The organism is Paenibacillus sp. J31R30 (assembly GCF_059692115.1).
This window is the reverse complement of record NZ_JCAUAV010000003.1, coordinates 735,540-756,964: the sequence shown is the minus strand read 5'-3', so window position 1 is coordinate 756,964 and position 21,425 is coordinate 735,540. Positions and strand designations below refer to the sequence as shown.

18 protein-coding genes are annotated in these 21,425 nt (G+C 44.9%); 4 read left to right on the top strand and 14 right to left on the bottom strand.

The window, feature by feature from the left end; genetic code table 11:
* Positions 1–5 precede the first annotated feature (5 nt).
* Entirely contained in the window at positions 6–188 is a 183-nt protein-coding gene (locus tag AC58QO_RS15275) for a DUF6954 family protein (protein WP_497266843.1), read from the top strand.
* Between the two features lie 15 nt (positions 189–203).
* Here AC58QO_RS15275 and AC58QO_RS15270 read toward each other — a convergent pair whose 3' ends face one another.
* The 12 genes from AC58QO_RS15270 to AC58QO_RS15215 form a co-directional block, all read right to left on the bottom strand.
* Positions 204–1,124 carry a phosphotransferase family protein gene (locus tag AC58QO_RS15270; protein ID WP_497266841.1) on the bottom strand — a complete coding sequence of 307 codons (921 nt, stop codon included), beginning with the start codon at positions 1,122–1,124 and terminating at the stop codon, positions 204–206.
* A 21-nt stretch (positions 1,125–1,145) separates the two neighbouring features.
* A complete protein-coding gene (locus AC58QO_RS15265) occupies positions 1,146–1,856 on the bottom strand; it encodes an AAA family ATPase (protein ID WP_497266839.1) in 711 nt (236 codons plus the stop codon).
* Between the two features lie 299 nt (positions 1,857–2,155).
* Positions 2,156–3,697 carry a sulfatase-like hydrolase/transferase gene (locus AC58QO_RS15260; RefSeq protein ID WP_497266837.1) on the bottom strand — a complete coding sequence of 514 codons (1,542 nt, stop codon included), beginning with the start codon at positions 3,695–3,697 and terminating at the stop codon, positions 2,156–2,158.
* 24 nt (positions 3,698–3,721) lie between these two features.
* Entirely contained in the window at positions 3,722–5,860 is a 2,139-nt protein-coding gene (locus tag AC58QO_RS15255; RefSeq protein WP_497266835.1) for an ADP-ribosylglycohydrolase family protein, read from the bottom strand.
* Positions 5,861–5,878: 18 nt separating this feature from the next.
* A complete protein-coding gene (rbsK, locus tag AC58QO_RS15250; RefSeq protein WP_497266833.1) occupies positions 5,879–6,799 on the bottom strand; it encodes a ribokinase in 921 nt (306 codons plus the stop codon).
* Positions 6,800–6,829: 30 nt separating this feature from the next.
* Positions 6,830–7,699, bottom strand: coding sequence for a carbohydrate ABC transporter permease (locus tag AC58QO_RS15245; protein ID WP_497266831.1), 870 nt, complete (start codon positions 7,697–7,699; stop codon positions 6,830–6,832).
* Position 7,700: 1 nt separating this feature from the next.
* Positions 7,701–8,663, bottom strand: a complete 963-nt coding sequence (locus AC58QO_RS15240; RefSeq protein WP_497266829.1) for an ABC transporter permease — start codon at positions 8,661–8,663, stop codon at positions 7,701–7,703.
* A 66-nt stretch (positions 8,664–8,729) separates the two neighbouring features.
* Positions 8,730–10,298: a type 2 periplasmic-binding domain-containing protein gene (locus AC58QO_RS15235; RefSeq protein ID WP_497266827.1), complete on the bottom strand. Its 1,569-nt coding sequence runs from the start codon at positions 10,296–10,298 to the stop codon at positions 8,730–8,732.
* 107 nt (positions 10,299–10,405) lie between these two features.
* Entirely contained in the window at positions 10,406–12,250 is a 1,845-nt protein-coding gene (locus AC58QO_RS15230) for a sensor histidine kinase (protein ID WP_497266826.1), read from the bottom strand.
* Positions 12,247–13,257, bottom strand: a complete 1,011-nt coding sequence (locus tag AC58QO_RS15225; RefSeq protein ID WP_497266824.1) for a response regulator — start codon at positions 13,255–13,257, stop codon at positions 12,247–12,249. Before AC58QO_RS15225 ends, AC58QO_RS15230 begins: the two co-directional genes overlap by 4 nt.
* 11 nt (positions 13,258–13,268) lie before the next feature.
* Positions 13,269–14,813, bottom strand: a complete 1,545-nt coding sequence (locus tag AC58QO_RS15220) for a sulfatase (RefSeq protein WP_497266822.1) — start codon at positions 14,811–14,813, stop codon at positions 13,269–13,271.
* A gap of 543 nt (positions 14,814–15,356) precedes the next feature.
* A complete protein-coding gene (locus AC58QO_RS15215; protein ID WP_497266820.1) occupies positions 15,357–16,835 on the bottom strand; it encodes an Lsa family ABC-F type ribosomal protection protein in 1,479 nt (492 codons plus the stop codon).
* Between the two features lie 196 nt (positions 16,836–17,031).
* On the opposite strand from AC58QO_RS15215, the gene AC58QO_RS15210 reads away from it, so the two are divergent.
* Together AC58QO_RS15210 and AC58QO_RS15205 are read left to right on the top strand one after the other, a co-directional pair.
* Positions 17,032–18,045 carry an ATP-binding cassette domain-containing protein gene (locus AC58QO_RS15210; protein WP_497266818.1) on the top strand — a complete coding sequence of 338 codons (1,014 nt, stop codon included), beginning with the start codon at positions 17,032–17,034 and terminating at the stop codon, positions 18,043–18,045.
* Positions 18,046–18,047: 2 nt separating this feature from the next.
* Complete coding sequence (locus AC58QO_RS15205) at positions 18,048–18,860, top strand: ABC transporter permease (RefSeq protein WP_497267499.1); 813 nt, start codon at positions 18,048–18,050, stop codon at positions 18,858–18,860.
* Positions 18,861–19,049: 189 nt separating this feature from the next.
* On the opposite strand, the gene AC58QO_RS15200 is transcribed toward AC58QO_RS15205, so the two are convergent.
* The gene (locus AC58QO_RS15200) at positions 19,050–19,697 is read right to left on the bottom strand and encodes a DUF2238 domain-containing protein (RefSeq protein ID WP_497266816.1); all 648 of its coding nucleotides are present in this window, start codon (positions 19,695–19,697) and stop codon (positions 19,050–19,052) included.
* Positions 19,698–20,048: 351 nt separating this feature from the next.
* Between AC58QO_RS15200 and AC58QO_RS15195 the strand changes: the two genes are divergently transcribed.
* The gene (locus AC58QO_RS15195; protein WP_497266814.1) at positions 20,049–20,780 is read left to right on the top strand and encodes a hypothetical protein; all 732 of its coding nucleotides are present in this window, start codon (positions 20,049–20,051) and stop codon (positions 20,778–20,780) included.
* A gap of 54 nt (positions 20,781–20,834) precedes the next feature.
* On the opposite strand, the gene AC58QO_RS15190 is transcribed toward AC58QO_RS15195, so the two are convergent.
* On the bottom strand, positions 20,835–21,332 hold the full coding sequence (locus AC58QO_RS15190) for a DinB family protein (RefSeq protein WP_497266812.1): 498 nt from the start codon (positions 21,330–21,332) through the stop codon (positions 20,835–20,837).
* Between the last annotated feature and the right edge of the window lie 93 nt (positions 21,333–21,425).

Sequence of the window (21,425 nt, the reverse complement as noted above, 5' to 3'; positions counted from 1 at the left end):
TGAACATGAAAGTTGTTCTCGGGGTACTTATGTTTATTTTGTACGCATTGGTCACTTTTTTCGGCTTAGGTCCTGTGTTGTTTGCTGACGGCACGACCCAAGAGCGCATGATCACTCTTGCAGTTGTCATTCTCATCTATCTCGTATTAACAGCTATAACCTACCTCATTTTCCGTAAAAGAAGATAACACCTAATTCGCTACTTAACCAAAGGTTACAGCTGGTATACCCAATTCATCGCAAATTTGCTTGGTATCTTTGTGGTGATGTTGGGATGGCACTGCGAATTCGAGGCACCATAGCAGTTGATACAGTGGCCTGCGCTTCGTGTAGTCATTGGATATTGGCTGTATGTTCCTATATTCCTCAAAGAAGCCTTCCCCCATCATTCCTCGCCATAACTCTAGTCGTGCCAAATCAGATTCATAGCCCCCTGCCCAAGCACTATCAAAATCAATAATGGCTGCGAGCTCCCAATGTCCATTCTTCTTCCTCACGATGATGTTCCCAGGATTTAAATCCTCATGTGTTAATCGAGGACGAATCGTTTCTTGAAACAAGCCTTGATTCGCTTGTAAGAGGGAAATGAACAATTCTTGATGAATTGGATTCGCAATGCGTTTTTTAGCCCTGTTTGATAATGCGGTTAAGTAATTGGACACGGCCAGATTCGTAGCTCCCACTTCTCCAAAACCGTTATAAGTGATCGTGTGCAGCTGCGCCACGGCATTGCCGAGTTGTCGATACAGTTGGATTAAATCATCGCTACGTAAGTCGTTTCTAATCTCTGACAAGGATTGACCATCGATGTACGACATCAATAGGTATCGATAGGCTACAATTGAGCACGACATATCTACTGCAATAGCTTCATAAGTAGGAACGGTCGTCTCGTTTCGTACTCTCTTATTTATCTCATACGTGCGATCAAATGGAGATGCGATGGGCGCGTTCGGTCCTGCCAACTTTACGATCAACTGGTAGGGTGGTTTTTCAAGTGTTAAACGAACTACGGCATAGTCTGTTTTGTTCAGTAATACCTTAAAATTGGTGAGAACAGAATCATTCCCTACATGTCGCTGAACAATGTGATTATATATGTCGATCTCATTTTCAAATATCATACTACTCCCTCTCACAACCTCTCAATCTTTGAACAACTCATCTAGGATCATTTTCCTATTATCGAGAAACCGTTTCGTAATCATGTAGTGCAGCGTTTCCTCGTATTGTATTTCACTAATTGACTGCTCATCAAAATTAAGAATCTGCGCATCTGGAAATCCAAGCAGTATCGGAGAATGTGTGGCGATAATGAACTGGGCTTCATTCTCCAAATCCTTAATCACACGCATGAGCGCCAATTGTCTTGCTGGAGATAAAGCCGCCTCTGGCTCGTCCAACAAATAAATCGCCTTTTTCCCAAAGCGATGCTTAAATAGTGAGAGAAACGCTTCGCCATGTGACTGCTCATGCAAAGAGCGGCCGCCATAGTACGGTAAGCTTTCTGGCATCGTATCTAAATAACTGGCAAAGTTATAAAAAGTTTCTGCTCTTAGAAAAAAGCCATTCGTAATTTTGGGCATCCATGAAAGACGCAAATGTTCTCCCAGTATGGACTGAGAAGCATCAACATCATACACATTGTTTCTTCCTCCACTTGCCGTGTTAAATCCGCATTGATAGGCAATGGCCTCAAGAATCGTTGATTTGCCCGAACCATTCTCGCCAACGAGAAAAGTGATATTCTTCTCAAAAGTAAGCGAGGTTAACGAGTGGATAGAAGGGATTGTAAAAGGATACTTATTAGCATCGATATTATCATTCTTCTGAAGTTCAATTCTTCTCAAGTACAAGGGTAGTCAACTCCCATCAAATACTTTAAGCCATACGTCTATTCTAAAGTTTTCTTTCGAGAAGTAAAGAATCACCCCCCCAACGTCCATTAGTCCGAATTTGCCGAACTAAATCGCCCCAAACGCCCCACACCAGCCAAAAGTGGGCTTTTAGTTAGGTAGAATCGGACTATTCATGCTTTTCCGCACGAAATTCCCGATTTAGTTCGGAAATATCGGACTAACGTCACTCACGGCGTCTTGCACTGCTTTCATCAAAAAAGAACCTGATTTCTCAGGCTCTTCCCCACTGCATTCAGTTATCCCTTTTGTAAAACACCTAACGGTCCCGGCCATTTCGGAAATTCCAATTCATCCTGAAACACACCTTGTTTGATGAGCTCCTTGCATTCAGGATCCGTCATCGTTAGGGTATAATCCTCACCATCTGGCCCAATGAGTCCAAGATGACCTTTCGACCGTTGAGAGACAGCCTCTGGATCAACGATTGTCCTCAACAGCGCTTCAAACTGTGCGAGCCTCTCCTCATACCCGGCCATTTCAGCCAAATCATTTACCTCCTGCGGATCTTCCGCCAGATTAAACAAAGACGGACGGTCGTTCACATAGTAGGTATATTTGTAGCCATCCTTCACCAGCATATACCAGTCTTGCTTGAAAAAGTTACCGTGATACTCAGAGAAAGCGTAGTCGTTCCTTCCTTCCTGCACTCCCTCTTTTATTAAAGGCAGCCAGCTCTTACCAGGACGATTTGACTCTGTTTCTAACCCCGCCATCTCCATGATGGTTGGATACAAGTCGACTAGACTAACCGGATGATCAATTCGCTTGCCATTGGGCAACCCTGGTCCTTTCACGATTAACGGCACGCCAACCGAAGCCTCATAGCTGCATTGCTTGTAAAATAAGCCATGCTCACCTAAATTTTCACCATGATCAGACATATACACGATATACGTGTTGTCATATAGGTTCTGTGCCTTCAACTCAGCTATAATTCTGCCAATATTGTCATCCAGCGCCGTAATCATGCCGTAATAAGCAGCAATGACGTTGCGTAGATGATCTTCTGTAATCTCTCCGAGACCGAGGACATTCTGCATATTACGCACCTGTGGATGCAGCTGATCATTTGGGAAGTGAGCATCATGCGGCAGCACTACACGATTCGGATAATAGATGTCGTAATAGGGCTTCGGTACTCTGTACGGCCAGTGAGGAAACATGAGACCAACGTACATGGCCCAAGGCTTCTGCTCCTCTTCCCCACCTTTGCGCTGCAAGAAATCAATGGCCCAGTCCGTCACAACGCGGTCATGATCGTAGAAGCCGAGATCTCGATTGTAGCCCGTATCGCCATCTGTCACGACATCTTCCCGAATGCCGGCATTGAGAATGTGTTGTCTTTTATCGACACGTACATGACCTTCAAGACGCGAGTATAATGGGGTCGTCCGTGGATACGGTGCAAACGCCGGGCGTTTCTTAATGATTTTATACTCGGTAAATCCACCGTCTTGATAGTCGCCGCAGAAATCCATTTTCCCAAACATGGCCGACGTGATTCCCGCCTGATCCAATTTACGCGACCACGTCATCTCCTCAGGATCGAGTGGACAGCCGAGAAACCAGCTATCGATTTGATGCGGATATTTACCGGTAATAAAGCTCATGCGACTAGGTGTACACACGGGGCAATTGCTGTAAGCACTTGTAAAATGCGTCCCGTCTGCTGCAAGCTGATCGAGGTTCGGCGTTTGGATATAGGGATGATCACGATATCCCGTTATCGACGGATGATGCTGATCACTGCAAATGACGACAATATTGGGCTTGCTCATCGGTAGACACCTCTTTCTAGCAGATTAAATGCCGACAACTGAAAAGCTGCGATAATGGGTATGGCTGCCTGCAGCATTGGAGAAGCCAACCATCCCAGTCATATAGGGCTGATCCTCGTCTGTATACGCAAGTTGCGGTACGCCATTTACAGCGATTTGAAAGCGATTATTCTCGGCTCTGACGCTAATCACCGCTTCAATCCCTATGTCCCAAACACAATCGATCTCGATTAATACACCATAGCCATTCTCGTTCTTATACAGCGTCAGCTTGCCATTCGGAGCAAATCCAACGGCATAAGAACGAATACCTCCTTGCACTCGGAAGTTGATTCGATGGTGTTCGCCAAGCTTAGGAATGACGGTTGCGCTAAAGTCATAGTTCTCCCATCCCAGTAAACCCGTGTATGCCTCCGCTGTTTCCCCGAAATAGCTTCCACTCAATTCACCGTCCTCCAACGTCCAAATTCCGCGCAGATAGGACAGTTGACTAACTTCGATATGCAAACCGTTCCATTTCTCTAATCTCTCATTGGCAAAATGAATCTCATAATTCGGCTTGCCTTTGAAAACGACGTCATCGATGTAGCAGACAAGACTTGGGCCTTTTTCATTTTTCCCATCCATTGGAATGAGTTCAATACCCGCTTGCTCCAAGCAGCTGTCAGTCAATCTAGGAATATGGAATTGCAGCTGCGTCCATTGATCCGCAATTAACTGCACGGCTTCACCATAATGATAGGCTCCCGAGTTCCCATCCTTCACGTATAAGCGAGCCTTCACTCGTTGACCTCTTGCTTCAGGCAGAACCACCATCGCCTCCATCGTCTGTCCTGGATATATCATTGGCGAGAAGCTCGGATCATACCGGCTGTCGTTGAAATCGTGTGGTCGATAGTAAGTTTGGTGATACACGCGATAGGCACAGCCACCTTGCACATTATTAAAATGTACCTTCAACGACCTTTGACCCGATGCGGACCATTGCTCTGAGTTTTCCAAATAGCCAGTGACCGGCAAATTATCCGTATGTTCCAGACGAAACGCATGCGTAGAACCTGGATATTCGAAATGGAAACGTGTATCTGTATCGGCAAAGATATCGGCCCATTGCTCAGGGGCTTGTTCACCCGCAAGCTGATACCCTAGCTTGGCAATATAGGAAGCACACCAGGGAATATCGAGTATGTTGAGTGAACCGATGACGCTCGAGCAGCAGAGGAAATCGTTGATCGGCTTCCGCCACTTCTCATCAATACACGCAATCCCCCCTCGAACTCCCATAATGGTGGCAATATTCGCTACGTTACAATCCGTATCCCATCCACACATATTACAGATGTTAATCGTTCTTGAGAAATCGCCTTCGCCATATAGAAGAGATAGAATCATAACCGCCGAATTCGGAATGATATGGCAGTGTCCTGGGTATTTATCGTAGCCGTAGTTGTTTTTGACAAAATGAAAGGCATCCCGCCAATTGTCCGGGTTCCTCTTATAGAAGTCGATGACTGCGCGTGTAACCTGGGTATACGCACAATCTTCAGGAATTACGGAAAGTCCTTGCTCAATAATTTGTTCAATATCCTGCTCTACAAAGGCTGCAGCAATACATGCGGCGATAAACATACCCCCGTATTTCCCGTTGCCATCATGGGAGACCGAAGCGATTTTTTCCGCGAAATGTGCGGCGAGCTTGGGATCGCCAGGTGCGATAAGTCCCCAGACGTCGATAAAAATTTGACCGCCAATTTGTTCGGCGACCGCAAGGCCATTCTGTTCCGCTGATCCGGAACGCGGTGCCATAATCCCATTTTTTAAATTCAAGTAAGCGGTATGCTCGGTTGATTTGCCGTAGCCTCCCCACCAGTAGAATCCATGGCCGTCAGGCGCATAATTCAACCAAGTTAATCCCATTTGCTCAGCCGTAATACTCGTATCACAAACATAGTCCTCTAAAGCGCGCAAGAAAAAGATAGGTCCATTCGTATCATCATCCGCTGCAAAATTAATAAATTCATGCAAATAGTCCGTGATTTCTCCAAAAGTTCGTTGAATACGATCGTAAGTCCAGTTCTCGATGAGGCCGCCATGCCTCACGCCGATTACCTTAGCTAGCCAACCTGCATATACTTTTTCAATGTAATCCTGCTGTAGAGCCATCTATCCTACCACCTTCATTTATCTGGAATTGTTAAGAAACGCTTCAACCTCTTCCCACAAGGGAATAGAGGCTTGTGCGCCATTTCGCGTTACGGATATGGCTGCTGCGCCCGAGGCATATCGCAATGCTTCATGAACAGGTTTACCTGAACAAATGGCTGCGGCATAGTAGCCAATATACGTGTCACCTGCCGAAGTCGTATCCACAGCATCAACGGAGAAAGCTGGCATGAACATGTATTCCCCGTCAGAGCCCATATAGAGCGAGCCATGTGCGCCTAAGGTTACGATGACCTCGCTAACGCCGTTTTCAATGCAGCTGCTTGCGGCAAGTACGGCTTCAGCCTTGCTATTAACGGGTTTACCTATTAAAGTATGCGCTTCCGATTCATTTAAAACTAACAGACCGATCAAGGGTAGAATCTCATTAGGAATCCGTATGGCGGGTGCAGGATTGAGAATAACCGGGATATTTCTCGCTTTCGCCATTTGCAGAACATGTAGATTCGTTTCCCAGGAGATTTCATTCTGCAGGAGAATCACTTTGGCCAAATCGAAGGCTGATGCGTTCACATCCTCTGGCTTCATTTCTCCATTAGCGCCTTCCGTCAACACAATTAGATTTTGACCGGCATCATTCACCATGATATAGGCCATTCCTGTCGGTCCTTCTTTGGCAGCAATCGCCTGCGTGCTCACACCTTGAGATTGCAGCGACTGCTGCACCTCACTCCCAAACGAATCGATGCCGACGGCGCCAATCATCGCAACTGAACCCCCAGCCCGCTTGGCTGCAACAGCTTGATTAGCCCCTTTTCCACCATGATAAGTCACGGTAGACTTGCTTTTCAGTGTCTCACCAGGTACGGGGAAATCCTCGACACGACTTACGATATCCACATTAAGGCTGCCAACGACAACAATTTCACTCATCATCATTTCCCCTCCTCACGGAAACCATCCTTGAATTTATCCTTTCACAGATCCCATTAACATGCCTTTGTTAAAATATTTTTGCAAAAATGGATACACGACCAACAGCGGTAATGCTGTTAGCACGATTGCCGCCATTTTCACTGCGGGACTGAATTCAAAGCCTGTGGACATATTTTCCAAGCTATTATTAGCTTCATTCATCATCTGCCTCAAGAACACTTGCAAGGGCCATTTCGACGAATCGTTAATATACAGAACTGCATTGAAATAGGAATTCCAGTTCTGAACGGCATAGAACAGCGTAAATGTCGCAATGGCTGGCAGTGATAATGGGATGATAATGCGCCAGAACAATCGCAGCTCACCACAGCCATCGATCCGTGCGGATTCCTCCAGCTCGGCAGGAATATTCTGAAAGAAGCTGCGCAGGACAATTAAGTGGAACGGTGCTATTGCTGTGCTTAGAAACAGTGCCCAATAGCTGTTCAAGAGATGCATACTTTTGACAACCAAGTACGTGGGTATGATGCCTCCACTAAATAACATAGTGAACAAAACCATGAAATTCAGAACTCTTCTTCCTTTTAGCCATCGCTTCGAAAGCCCATAAGCCATCAGAGACGTCAGCACCATATTGACAGTCGTACCTTCAACGGTAATGATGACAGCGTTCTTGAACGATGCCATGAATTGCGGACTGGTCATTAAATAACCATAGGCGTTAACCGTCCAATCATGCGGAATGAGGAAAAACCCCCGTGTTAGTATCTCTTCTCTTGTTGCAAATGAGGTCATGACAACGTAGAGAAACGGAAATAGAACTACGATTAAGCTTAGTGTCAGCAGGAAGTTGATGATCAGTGTAAATAGGGGGTCTCGGCCTCGCGCATTGTACGTTTGCATGCTAATACACCCCCTCCTGCCCAAATACTTTTGCCAATCGATTCGCCATCAGAATTAAGACCAAGCCAATGAGTGCTTTAAAAATACCAACTGTTGTGGAGTAGCTGAAATTGCCCTGCAGCACCCCGTTGCGGTACACATACGTATCGAAGACATCGGCTACACTCAAATTCACTGGATTCTGCATGAGCAAGATATGCTCGAAGCCGAGCTCCATGACCTGACCCAGCCGCAGTATGAGTAGAATGACAATAGTTGATTTCAGTGCGGGCAATGTTACATGCCAGACCTGCTTCCACCGATTCGCTCCATCTACCACAGCTGCTTCGTAGAGAGTCGGATCAATGGCAGCCAATGCCGCTAGGAAAATAATCGCGTTCCAACCTGTTTCTTTCCAAATATTCTGACCCACATAGAGCATGCGGAAGAAGCTCGGATCTGTCATCAGCTCGATCCGGCTATAGCCCATACTATCTAGTAAATTGTTGATCCCGCCGTCTTGCGTTGCAAACAAGACAACTGTGATACTCATGACGATGACCCAAGACAAGAAATGCGGCAGGTAGAGAATTGTTTGTACCGTCTTACGAAACCAAGCGCGACTGACCTCATTCAGCAAAACAGCGAATAGTATCGGTGCGGGGAAAAATAAAAACAAATTTAGCGCGCTGAGGATCAGCGTATTGCTAAGCAGCGTCAAGAAATCCGGGTCTGTAAACAATCGTTGGAAATTGTCCAAACCAATCCATGGACTTTCTCTAAATCCAAGGAACGGATCAAATTCTTGGAAGGCAATGACGAGTCCAGCCATGGGGATGTATTTGAAAATAACGAAAAACAGAAAACCTGGCAAAATCATCAGATACAAAGGAATTCCGCGCTTCCACGCTGACATCCGATTCCTTACCAGGCCTTGTGGAAGAGACGGTGGTCGAATGGCATCTACTTGATTAACACTTTTCATAAGTCTCCTCCTCGGAGCATTAATGACCCAATAGAGAGAGGTCCTTATGCAGGACCCCTCCTGACCTTATTTGCTTTGCAGGTAAGCGTCGTTATATTCCTTCGTAATCTGATCGCCGCCGTCTTTCTTCCATTGTTCCACGGCCTGGTCAATCGTATCGAGCGGTTGCTCTCCCATAATGACCTTGAGCAATGTCGTCATGAATTTCTGATCAATCGTTGCCCCGCTTTTCGTATCGGTTGGCGATTCCAAACCAGCTGCAAGATTCGGCCATTTGAACGGCTCGCTGTTCTTGAACCACTGATTCACATTATTTACCATCGTCGTGTCATCCCAAAGTCGAATTTGCGTATTCACATCGAATCTGCGCAAATACCATGCAGAAATTAAGATGGGTCGCTCTTTATCGAATGCTTCCAATTTCGTATATTTATCGGCTTCTTTTTTATAATGGACGCCTTCAATTCCGTTCTTCGTCAACGTATTTCCTTCGTCCGATACGAGATAATCAAACAACTTCATCAAACGATCTTGCTTCTTAGCATCGATCTTCGCATTGATGACAATCCGCTGTGTGATGGCATTCGTTGCCGTTCCTTGCAGTCCAGTTGGCCCTTTGGGCGGTAATAGCTGGACGGTTTCCGCTTTAGGATCAATTTTTTTCAAATTCGGAACAATGGTCTGATAAAATACATTCGGCACCACATCATCAACGCCGATTTTGCCTGCTTCATATTTATCCTGCGGATCTTTCACTTTGTTAATCGCAATATCTTTATCTAAAACGCCTTCCGCATAGGCTTTGGCCATGTAGGAAGCGAAATCCTTCAGTTCTTTGTTCTGCACATGCCAGCTAATCAGTTTGCCGTCCTTTAATCCCCACACATCTACGAGGCCAAAGGCCGCCTTCAACTGATCAACGTGTTTGAAATCGGTTTTGTTGGCCACCAAGGAAGCGGAGAAGCCGTACGTATCTTGCTTGCCGTTGCCATCCGGATCCTGGGTTGCAAACGCTTTGGCTACCTTATAAAATTCATCCGTCGTTGTCGGCATTTGCAGCCCTAGCTTATCCAGCCAATCTTTACGAATACCCAACGAGGTTTGAGTTTCAATTTGATAATATGGAACACTGTAGTACTTCCCTTTCGGACTCATGAATTGCAGTTGCTCTTCGCCGCCAAGCTGCTTGGCTAAGTTCGGATATTTACTCAATAGAGGCTTAAGATCAAGGAAAACGCCTTTATCCCGCCATTTCAGGAAATCTTCTTTCAGAAGCAAGAAGGAATCTGGGAAGTCGCCGGAGGCAGCCAGCACATTCAGTTTTTCTTTGTAATTGTCTTGTGAAATCCATTGGAATTTGAGATCAATATTGAATTTTTTGTTCAGGAAATCAATCATCGAGTTGTTGGCAGGCCAGCCTCCGCCCTCATAACTGATCGTCATGATGTTGAGCTCCAGCTTCTCCTTCAAATCGTCTTGGGGAGTGGCTGAAGCTGCGGCGGTGGTTGCGGCCGTTTCCTTAGCGGTTGCTTTCGGGCTTTCTGTTGGTGTATTTGTCGACGAATTGCTCGAACACCCGGCAACCACACTCGTAGATAGCAGAATGGCAAACGAAATAGACATCCATTTTTTCACTCGTATTCCCCCTATTTGCATCGTTATTGGCTACTACTTTATTATAATTTGCTCATAGGCTCATTTCCTTGCCTGAAATTACGATTTCCAAATGGATTCTACTAAGTTTACGAAGTACGTATGATCCGATCTTCTGATGCACCTTGACGAGGAAGCGGGACGCGCAGTGAAATGACCGTCCCTCGACCCGGGAATGAATCAATATGAACGCCATAAGCCGGTCCATATCGGAGCACAAGCCTCGTATGAACATTGGTGATCCCTAGCGATTCGCTTTCCTCATAGGGAGGAATTTTCAAAGAAGAAATGGTGTTCAGTCTCTCTTCCATCTCTCGTAACTTCGCTTCGTCAATACCAGGGCCGTTATCAGCAATTTCAATAACCAAGTCTTCCTTGTCATCATAAGCGCTAACGATAATTGCACCCTTGCCTTCCATTGGCTCAATGGCATATTTAACCGCATTTTCGATCATCGGCTGCAGGATCAATTTCACGACAGGACAGGCATGGAACTTCTCATTGACATAGAGCCGACTTTGGAAATTAGTTGGAAAACGAATGTGAATAATTTCCAGATACTTTTGTACATGTACCATTTCTTCACGTAGAGTCGTTTCCAACCCACTATACCGTGCCGTATATCGGTAGACATCAGCTAAATTACCGGCCATTTTCTCGATCATCGGCATGTGCTCCAAATACGCCATACTTTGAATAATGCCAAGCGAATTATACAGCAAATGCGGGTTAATTTGATTCTGCAGCGCTTTGATCAGAGCTTCCTTCTGCAGCAGCTGCGACTGTACTTCTTTGACGCTAAGACTTACATTCGTCTCAAAAAGCTCCTCTAACCGACTCACCATGATATTAAAGCTGTGGTTGAGCTGTTGGAACTCATCAAGCCCGGGAACAGGAGAAGAGCGTACACTCAGATCTCCCCCAGCCACACGGCGCATTAAGTTTTTCAGGGTTAGAATGGGCTCGACGAAGCGTGCGGATAGGAAGGGTACGATGAATAAAATAAACAATGCAATTATTCCAAGAATGGCGAGTGTCGAATTCGTTGCCAGTTGCAGCTCCCCTGCCATTTCCTCAAAAGGGACTAGCGCAACGATTCGCCAGTGCGTGCTGTCTGAAATAACGGTTGCTATTAAGTAATCGACGCCATGAAAGGTTTGAATCGCCGCACCCTGTTGCTTCGATATCTGTAACGAATTCAAGTCCGTCTTAGCAATCAATAATCCATTCCATTGATGATTCGCATGATACACAATCGTATCATTGTCAGAAAGTATGAAAAAATCGCCGGTTTCACCCAGCTTGGAGCGTCGGAAGGCTTGATCAATTTCGTTTAATGAAATATCGATGACCAAATTTCCGATGAGGTCTGTTGATTCAACGCTAAAGATCGGAAGAACGATCGACAGAACGCCTTCCCCCATACTGCCTGGATACTCGGCTAAATGTGTTTGTATGATCGATTTCTTCGATTGCAAGGGCCGTCCAAACCACGGTTCTGATGAGTAATCATTATTGCCTACATACGACTGGCGAATAGATACAACCTTATGATCACGGTTGATGAGAAACATATTCTGAATTTCAGAGAAATTCAGCGCCACATATCGGCGAAGCTCTCTTTCAATAATTTCGACATTATCCAGATTTTGATCATTGGGCTGCCCTTTGTTATCTAACCAGTTTTGCACGGTATTGCTTTGTATCAACGTACTGGAAGAGCGCTGGAATTGTTTGAAATAATAGTCCAAGAAATAGTTAAGTCTGTTCGTCGCCTCATTCGAAATGTTGAAGAAATCCTTCTTTACCGCTTGGCTGTAGTAATAGTGAGAGCTGAGTGCCAGTAAAAGCACGGATGCAATACTGACGCTCAGAAAAGCGATGACCATTTTGGCTCTTATGGGTAACTGGTGTAACCAACGTGTCGTTCTCATATGCCGAGACTCTTTCTATACTCCAGGGGCGTTAAGCTCGTTATTTGTTTAAATGTGCGGTTAAAATAAGGCAAAGACGTAAAGCCCACTTGGTCCGCGACCTCGTAAATTTTGATTTCAGGAACGAGCAGCAGCGCTTTCGCCTTCTCAATGCGGAGTGCATTCACATAATTCAAATACGTGAGGCCCGTTGATTTTTTAAATAAAGCACTGAAATAAGATACACTTAGATGGGCCATTTCTGCGGCTTCCGACAACGTATACGTTTGTGCATAATGCGTATCGAGATGATCACATACTTTGCGGATCGCCATTTTCACATGATGGTTGGCATATTGCGGGTAAATTTCGTTCCAAGCTTCGATCAGCCGTTTGAAATGACGGTGTACCTCCTCTTTGCTGTCAGCAAGCAGTGGCAAGCAAGTGAAATCCCGATTAACGCCTTGAATGAGTTCATTTAAACGACTCGATAGCATGTCGAGCAGGTTTTTCCTTACGTCTGGAGAAATGCGAAGTTGATAGGTATCTTGAAGTACGGCTTCCATCTGGTTAGGTAAATCTTGTTGTGAAAGCTCAGGCAGGGATTCTGCAAATTGCTGTAATCGAGTAATGGTTTCCCTCGTTCCTGACATGCTGGATAAACGTTCTGCGGTTCTGCGTAAAGCACCATGAAGTTCTTCTTCGTTCAATGGCTTTAATAAATATTCGAAAATACCAAAACGCATAGCTTGCTTCGCATATTGAAAATTATCATAGCCACTCACGATAATCGTTGCCATCGGCAGCTCATGATGATGTATTTGTTCGGCTAACCATAAGCCATTCTGACGAGGCATCATGATATCTGTGATCAGAATGGACGGCCAGCTTTCTTGAATAGACTGCCAAGCGTCTTCCCCGTTTCCAACTTCACCTACCACATGAAAATCAGGGCTAAGCTTCTCGACCATTTCCCCGATTGCACTGCGAATCCAAAGCTCATCCTCTGCGATCAAAACATCGAACAAGGCTGTACACCTCATTTCATTTTAGTATCTCGCACCTCAGGCTGTAGACCAACCCGTTCATACTGCTCAGCTGGCGCGTCACTCTCTTGCATGACTTGCAGCATATGCGCGATCATTTTGGCCTCAATGTGCTCATCTTGCAATGGGTGCTGCTGCTGCGGATCTTCTTCCGTATCAAAAAGCAGCGTTCCGAACTTATGCAGCTCGTTATGTGGATTTGCGCTGATTTTCATGGTCTTCAGCTGTTTCGTGAAGGCGAATGGCCCAGCAAGCTCTAAGCTTTTTAACTCATCGATCGTGAAAAGTCGCCGCATGTGCGATGGCATTAATGTGTAATTGTAGAGAGGTCCATTTTCCGGTGAAACGGGAGCTTTCATATACACATAACGGCCATCCGTGCAGTTAATGTGTCCACCATGAATGCCGAATAATGCTGCATTTCGTACAGGATAATTCGCTGCGATCGTCTCTTTCAACGATTTGCCCTGCATGTCATCCGGAATATCAACGCCAAAAAAATCCAATAAGGTTGGAGCCATATCGATCATTTGCACGAGGCTATCTCGACGTTCCCCCGCTTTCTTACTGCGCGGATCCCATATGAAAAGCGGTGGCCTAGCGATTTCATTGTAGAAAGGCTGGATATTTTTGGCCCACCAGTCATGCTCGCCCAAGAGGAACCCATGATCGGAATTGACGATAAGCATCGTATCTTTCCAGAGATCATGCTCATCCATCAGATCGAGAATTTTACCCAGATGATAATCGCACATACTAACGAGAGCCGCATATTCATAACGGATATGCTCGACCTCTTCAGGCGTTTCCTCGATACCTCGGTATGGTGGCCAGTCGAAATGTACGCCCTGATAGTCATGTGGGTACTTATCGCGGAACGATTGATGAGCAAAAAAAGGCTCGTGAGGGTCAAAGGTTTCGATCTGCAAAAACCAATTATCCTCAGCCATATTATGGCGAATAAATTCTGTACCCAACTCAAATGTTAGTGCTTGCGGAAACTCAGGCAAATCCTTGAAATATTGGCGATTGATCCAATCCTGCGTAACCATTCTTCCCGCACTATGTCCTCCAAGTCCTGTCGTATGTCCGCCCTTGTAAGCAGGTGTTTCAGGGTCCGCAATCTCCCCTTTCCAAGGATCGCCTTCCTGACCTCTTATGAATTCATAGGTATTATAACGGTTGTGGTATGTTGCTCCGCCGTCTTCCCAATAATGCTGGTGGTCCGTAACGAGATGCGTGTAGACGCCATTTTGTTTTAAGATTTCAGGCATTGAATCATCGAACGGCTCCAAGGGACCCCAGCTGCGATGCAAAAAGTTGTATCTCCCCGTATGCAGCTCTCTCCGCGCCGGCATGCAAGGCATGCTGCCTACGAAGCATGTATCGAAAACTACACTTTTCGCCGCGAGACGCTCAAAGTTTGGTGTTTGGATCCATCCTCCGTAGGGTGGAAGCATGTGTCGATTCAAGGAATCAAACATAATCATAATCGCTTTCATTTGTCTTTCGCGCAGGTGATAAAGATTAGTAAACAATGATAGCCTGCGCTCCTCCTTTTCATTTGTTGGATGAAGGTTGAAGTATGAAGTGATGTAAGCGTGTTCAGTTGTATTGTAGCATAGACTCTTTCCGCATAAACAGGCTAAATCTTTTCATCTACCCGTGCGGCACAATTGCTAATTGTTGCAGGTAAAAAAAGGACTTACTCAAATCCAAAAGCCCAGCGACCAGTAAGTCGAAAGAATCGACTTACTTACTTCAAAAGCCCATGTTATCAGTCGGTGAAACTCCCCCGGCATCGTTTAGTCAGACATTGCCGAACTAATCTCAATGGCAGGACTATTAACTCTTAAATAGTCCTAAATAGCCCAACTAATTCGCCCCAAACAACACTCAAACAAGGAAAATGGATGAATAATTCGACAGAATCGGACTAATCGGCCATTTATACAAGTAATTCTCGTTTTAGTCAGGAAAAATCGGACTAACGCAGCTTACGACGGAAAGCCGACTAACACCCTGTTGGCAGGGTTAAAGCAAAAAAGCTAAGCCCCATTTAAGCAGCTTAGCTCTTATCCTTAAAGTTCAATTATTTTCGTTGCAACATTGTCGCAAAATTCCCTGTCATGCTCCACAAAAAGCAGGGTTGGAGCGTAATCAAGCAGTAACTCTTCAATCTGCATACGCGAAATCACATCTATAAAGTTGAGCGGTTCATCCCAGATGTGCAAATGAGCTTTCTCACTCAGACTTTTGGCAATCAGTACTTTCTTTTTCTGACCGCCGCTGAACGATGAAATATCCTTTTCAAATTGGACTCTGGCGAAGTCCAGCTTTCTTAAAATTGCTTTAAATAGACTCTCATCAATCCCATTCTTCTTCGCGTAGTCCGTTAAGTTACCTTGTAAATGCGAGGTATCCTGAGAAACATAAGAGATTTGAAGCTGGCTTCCAATCCTGAAAGTACCTGTATAGTTGATATTTTGACCACATAGTAACTTAATAATACTTGATTTACCAGAACCGTTTTTACCTGAAAGCGCAATTCGCTCTCCCTGCTCAATAGTAAAGCTGATATCTTGGCAAACCATCTTCTCACCATAGTAAATCGAAACGTGTTCGAGCTCCGCAAGCTGATTTTTATGATACACCAGTTGGGTAATCTTTAAATCTTCTGCGCTTTCGATATTCTTAAGAAGCTTAGACCGATCATCAATTGCAGATTGCTGTCGTTGTTCGATGGATTTAGAACGTTTCATCATTTTTGCTGCCTTATGACCAATATAGCCTTTATCAACCTTGGAACCTGAATTTCGAGAACCGTTTTTCGTTTTCTCGACTTCGTGAGACCAGTTGCTCGTTCGTTTAGCTGAATCAGATAACCGTTTAATGTCCTTCTTCAGCTTTTCGTTTTCAGACAGCTCGAAGTTGTCTTGCCGTTGTTTATTTTCCCACCAATCGCTGAAATTGCCTTTTTGAACTTCGATATTAGTCTTATTGATGGAGAGAATGTGATCTACACAGTTATCCAAAAATGATCTGTCGTGAGACACCAGAATATATCCGCTTTTGGTATCCAGATAATCACTGACCAATTTCCGCGCCTTCATATCAAGATGATTCGTGGGTTCATCAATTAACAGGAAACTATTCTCCTTAAGGAATAAGGCTGCCAGCAACACCTTCGTTTGCTCTCCATTGGACAATGATTCGAAGGGACGATATAGCACATCCTCAGAGACCTTTAGCAACGTTAGTTCACGCATTAATTCCCAGTGTTGATAGTCCGACACAATATCATTGATGATATCGAGGGTGTTCATATATTTATTTTCGACTTGGAAAGGGAAATATTCAAAGCTGACACTCGCAGCAATGTGACCGCTGTACTCGTATTTACCAAGCAATAAACTAAGAAATGTAGTCTTCCCTCTCCCGTTTCTCCCCGTAAATCCTAGTTTCCAATCGGTATCGATTTGGAAGTTGACGTTCTCAAATATGTTATCGTAGCTGCCATCATAGGCAAACGTTAGGTTGGTTACATTTATTAATGACATGATCGGGTCCTCCAATACTAAGCTTGAACTCATCATAGCATAATAGGTTTTACCAATTCGAAGTAAAGGATTACTAAAAAGAAACTCTCCTTCTCGTTTACAATTTCTTTAATTAATCTACAACCCATTTGTTTACATTCAGTTTAAAAAGGTACGTTACAATCACTTCATCAATTGTTATCTAGGAGGAATTACATTGGATTCTTTTCAAAAGCATACACAAGGCGAGTGGGCCGTGGAAGCGCGTGGACTTGTCAAAACATTTGGTGAAAATCGTGCAGTAGATGGCGTCAATTTGAATGTGAAGGCGGGGACGATTTACGGCGTACTGGGCCCGAATGGGGCTGGTAAAACCACTACAATTAATATGCTGGCGACCTTACTTAGACCCGATGCGGGTTCGGCCAAAATCTTCGGTTACGATGTGGTGAAAGAATCGCAGATCGTTCGTCAATTGATCGGGGTCACTGGTCAATATGCATCGGTCGATGAGTCGTTAAGCGCAACTGAGAACTTAATTATTTTCTCCCGACTACTCGGTCTAGGGCGTAAAGAAGCGCGGCAAAAGTCTGAGGAATTGCTTGAGGAGTTCGGTTTGACTGAGGCTGCTAAGCGCCCATTGAAGAATTTCTCAGGCGGGATGAGACGTCGATTGGATCTCGCCGCGAGCCTTATTGCTCAGCCTCCTCTCATCTTCTTGGATGAGCCGACAACTGGCTTAGACCCGCGTACACGTTCACAAATGTGGGACACGATTCGTCGTTTGGTAAACACCGGCTCAACGATTTTGCTCACAACACAATACCTCGAAGAGGCCGATCAATTGGCTGACCGAATCGCGGTCATCGATCGTGGTCGTGTCGTCGCAGAGGGAACGGTTGATGAACTGAAGGCATCCGTCGGCACCTCTTCGTTGCAGCTCGTTGTCCAGAATCCATTGGACGTTGAGCAAGCACGTCGAACCGTTGAGCAGGTACTCAAGGTGCCGTCCACTTTGGCTGCTGGTAAAATCTCTGCGCCAATGGCGAACGCCGATCTAGTTACGGATCTGTTAATCTCCCTTCGCACGGCAGGTATTCATTTGGCCGAAATGAGTGTTCAGAAGCCTACACTTGATGAGGTGTTTCTAACGATTACCGGTCATGGTGTTGAGAATCACGATTCAGAGACTTCTGATATCTCGAGTAACAAACAGGAGGCAAGAGTATGAGCATGAGTACAAATATTAAACCCGTTTCCGAGCGTCATCTAAAAAATCACACCAGCTTTCGTCAATCCATTCGCAATTCGTTGACGATGGCCTACCGCGGCCTATTGAAGATCCGCCGAACGCCAGAACAATTATTCGACGTTACGCTTCAACCGATTATCTTCACCCTGATGTTTACGTATATCTTCGGTGGAGCCATTTCAGGTGATGTCGTGAGTTATTTACCTGTCATTATTCCCGGTATCCTCGTACAGACCGTGATCACAACGTCTATCGTCACCGGCGTCCAGCTCCGAGAGGACATGGATAAAGGCGTTTTCGACCGATTTAAATCGCTGCCCATAGCGCGTATAGCTCCTCTCGCGGGAGCCTTATTGGCCGACACCATACGGTATACCATCGCGACAGTTCTCACATTTTCCATGGGATTCATCATGGGCTATCGTCCTGAAGGCGGTTTGGCGAACGTTGCGATCGCCGCGTTGCTTGTCATTTTCTGCTCATGGGCGATCAGCTGGATCTTCGCATTCTTCGGCGTCATTGCTCGTACAGCATCAAGTGTTCAGGGGATTTCAATGCTCGTTCTGTTTCCGTTAACGTTTCTATCCAACGCGTTCGTACCGGTAGACACTATGCCTAACTGGCTGCAGTGGTTTGTCAAAATCAATCCGATCTCTCACCTCGTCTCTGCTGTCCGAGAGCTTGCGAATCAAGGTACCGTAGGTTGGGATCTAACGATTTCGCTCTTCGGAGCTATTGTAATCGTGGCGATTTTTGCCCCAATCACGGTGATTGCATACATGCGCCGTACTTAATCATGTAGGCATGGAAAAGGAGCTAATGCGCGTGTTTGCGCTTAGCTCCTTTGTATTAATTAACATGAATAATAATCTTCCCCACATGCTGCCCTTCTCCACAATATCGAAGAGCCTCAGCTGCATCTGACCGTTTGCGTTAGGTTTGTGCAGAATCATAGCAGAAAAAAGCTGAACCGAGGGTCCCCCCTAATCCAGTTTTAATTTCGCAGCATTCCATGTTTTTTTCCTCCAACGCACCCATGCCAAAATGCCAAGAAAAATAATCGCACCCGCTATTCCAAGCCCCATGTCCTTATGAGAATCGAAGACATCTCCTTGCATGCCGACATATTCCTCACCGTATTGCTCAGTCACATAAGCAGCACCCATCTCGATTATTTCGAAGGTGGCACTGAAACAGAGTACAACTGCCGCGGGAATGGCATACGACCAAAATCCACGTAATGACGCGGTCCGAATTAGCAATTCACGAAATGGATAGGCCCAGAATAGACCAAAAAAGAAATGAACAACCCGATCATAGTAGCTTCTCTGCGTATGAAAAGAATCTCTCAGCCACATATCGAATGGTGTCTTCTGATAAGTAAAATGTGCACCATAGGTATGCAGGATCAGAAAAATGAACATGAACAGGTAGGAAAGATTAGAGAAGTGGAAAACTTTATACGTAAATGTAAGAAGCATCACGAGAGCTATGAGTAACAGATTCTCCATTAACCACTGTATCCGGTCCGTTGGTGAAATAGCCGTGTACCCCCAATACAATACGAACACGCCTATCATCACATGTAACAGCCAATTTCGCGAAAATGGGATGTCGAGTCTCGTCAGCATATCGCTCGTTCCTCATCCAATAACATTCTAATCATGTTGTCGACCGACCTTCATCATTCAAATGTGTATGCTTTCATAGTGTTGACAATGAGATCAGCAATATGCAATTTCTTAAGCAGCTTCGAGCCCGATACGCCAGCTTCGCCACTTATTTCACATTCGAGTATGAATTTTAAACGAGCATTGCGCAGTAGTTGTAGGGGTAGCCGTTGTTTCCGGTTCAGGGGACGGACTCGGCACAGAAATCCAGGACTCCTTTTCCGCTGTCTGACTTCGCCATGTGTGTCAAACTGCGAATCCAGCTTACATAATTTCGTTCGAAAAGCATCAAAATAGCCACGAGGTGTCCGAATGTCAAAAATAAGAAATGGTTACTTCCACATTTGTACTGTGTTGCTGGCTTGCGCCCTTTTACAGATAAACACATATGCTGTGGAGGTTGAAGATCCTACAAGCCAAACAAATGAGCTGGAAAAACGACTAAAAAGTCTAGAACCGCCGCAACCCACGCATATGGATGAACTTCCTTTTGAAACGAATCTCAATAAACAATATCCTTCTCAAACTGCCCCTATTAGCGATGTCATCAATAATGGTTCGACAATGCCTTATACGGTTATAAAGAACCTGCCTGATTACAAAAGACCCGTTTATGAAGAGCATTGGCATAGTACATACTGGGGAGGCAGATGGAGTTACATTCCTTCCCGTATCTATTACGCTTCACATCGTATGTTTACCAACTATGATATTGGCCTTTCAGGTTGGATGAATTTCGAGAAAGACATGGGGATTCCCATAGAAATGTTCCAAAATGAGACTGCACTGGACATGTATATCGTGGTTTTTCAAACGGAGATTAGGCATGTCTATACGAAAGGAAATCAAGTAGTTGTTGTCGGCAATCCGAAGCGAAACGGTGTAGAAGTCATTACGATTAAAACAGGTGACTTGCAACCCGCTAATAAAAAAGAAATGTTACTCGTCCAATTGGCTACCCCGTCTGGTGATGAATTGGATTATTCACTTATCAGTTATGTACCAACTGATTTCTGGTTAAAGCAGAAAGAGAAGCATAAATGACCATCAATGAGAACAGCAAAAAGGCGCTTTAAGAAGCGCCTGCTGCCATCCGAACTATTTCTGTACTTGCTTTTTCAGAAGCATGATTTGACCGATGTGATAGGCGTTATGGATACACACATTTGAAATCACACCCCACCACTGAGCATTGTAATAAGTAGGTATCCTCTTCTCCAGTTTAGCATCTTCACAATTCGAAATCGCCTCTCGCCATTTTGAAAAACCATGACTTAACCTCTGAATCGTTTCCTGCCACGCTACTTCATCCTGACTCAGGTGCTCAATATCAAATGTCTCGTCGTTCACAATATGCTCTGTATCAAAGGGGGCATCCTTCATAAAACGTTCTAGCCACATCTCATTCCAAAAAATGAGATGGTGCGTGATCTCCCAAATGGATTGCGGATTGTCATTTAATTTCAAAACAGCCTCACTTACGGAGATATCACTCAAAATCGTTGTCGAAGATTTAAACCAACTCTCATCATTATGGCATGCGGCTAATTGATCGAGTAGGACATGTTTCACACTTAACAGCTTAAACACCTCCACGAAAATAGGACTTCCACCCTAAAATAATTTCAATTTCCATTTATTACACCCTTCCATTTTACACTTTCATGACGAATTTATGTTTTAATTAAG

Bases quoted from the DNA above. Each gene is read 5' to 3' on its own strand.
- AC58QO_RS15255 (WP_497266835.1), bottom strand. From the start codon at position 5,860: ATGGCTCTACAGCAGGATTACATTGAAAAAGTATATGCAGGTTGGCTA.
- AC58QO_RS15230 (WP_497266826.1), bottom strand. From the start codon at position 12,250: ATGAGAACGACACGTTGGTTACACCAGTTACCCATAAGAGCCAAAATG.
- rbsK (WP_497266833.1), bottom strand. From the start codon at position 6,799: ATGATGATGAGTGAAATTGTTGTCGTTGGCAGCCTTAATGTGGATATC.
- AC58QO_RS15240 (WP_497266829.1), bottom strand. From the start codon at position 8,663: ATGAAAAGTGTTAATCAAGTAGATGCCATTCGACCACCGTCTCTTCCA.
- AC58QO_RS15270 (WP_497266841.1), bottom strand. From the start codon at position 1,124: ATGATATTTGAAAATGAGATCGACATATATAATCACATTGTTCAGCGA.
- AC58QO_RS15260 (WP_497266837.1), bottom strand. From the start codon at position 3,697: ATGAGCAAGCCCAATATTGTCGTCATTTGCAGTGATCAGCATCATCCG.
- AC58QO_RS15195 (WP_497266814.1), top strand. From the start codon at position 20,049: ATGTCAAAAATAAGAAATGGTTACTTCCACATTTGTACTGTGTTGCTG.
- AC58QO_RS15200 (WP_497266816.1), bottom strand. From the start codon at position 19,697: ATGCTGACGAGACTCGACATCCCATTTTCGCGAAATTGGCTGTTACAT.
- AC58QO_RS15275 (WP_497266843.1), top strand. From the start codon at position 6: ATGAAAGTTGTTCTCGGGGTACTTATGTTTATTTTGTACGCATTGGTC.
- AC58QO_RS15245 (WP_497266831.1), bottom strand. From the start codon at position 7,699: ATGCAAACGTACAATGCGCGAGGCCGAGACCCCCTATTTACACTGATC.
- AC58QO_RS15215 (WP_497266820.1), bottom strand. From the start codon at position 16,835: ATGTCATTAATAAATGTAACCAACCTAACGTTTGCCTATGATGGCAGC.
- AC58QO_RS15205 (WP_497267499.1), top strand. From the start codon at position 18,048: ATGAGTACAAATATTAAACCCGTTTCCGAGCGTCATCTAAAAAATCAC.